The organism is Limnobacter sp. UBA3528 (assembly GCF_002377005.1).
Taxonomy (GTDB): domain Bacteria; phylum Pseudomonadota; class Gammaproteobacteria; order Burkholderiales; family Burkholderiaceae_B; genus Limnobacter.
This window is the reverse complement of sequence record NZ_DFOZ01000032.1, coordinates 1,623-2,076: the sequence shown is the minus strand read 5'-3', so window position 1 is coordinate 2,076 and position 454 is coordinate 1,623. Positions and strand designations below refer to the sequence as shown.

Here is a 454-nt window from a genome sequence, read left to right as displayed (position 1 = left end):
GATGATACCGTCTTCAATTGGTTGACCAATTGCTGGGATCATTTCGATTGGAGCCACATCCACAAACTGCTGGGCCGCGCTTTCGATTGGGCCAGCTGTTGGGTTAGGTGCTGGTGTTTCACCACCGGTGTCACCGCCAGGCAAGCCTGGGAGTTCTGGCAAACCGCCGCCAGCCAAGTCCGCCAATGGAGCCAATACTGCATCCAGAGGTGTTCCGGTTGGGCCCTCGCCTGGCTCACCTTCGTCACCGCCAGGCAGACCAGGAAGTTCTGGCAAACCACCTTCAGCCAAACCAGCCAATGGAGCCAATACTGCGTCCAGAGGTGTTCCGGTTGGGCCTTCGCCTGGCTCGCCTTCGTCACCACCAGGCAGACCTGGGATTGCAGGTGCACCTGGGATACCGCCGGCCAGCAGGCCGTCCAGTGCAGCAGCGCCAGTGATGATACCGTCTTCA

General features: G+C 59.9%; 1 pseudogene. It reads right to left on the bottom strand.

The annotated features are described in order from the left end of the window. A pseudogene (locus B4N58_RS09810) lies at positions 1–454 on the bottom strand (hypothetical protein); the annotation flags it as partial.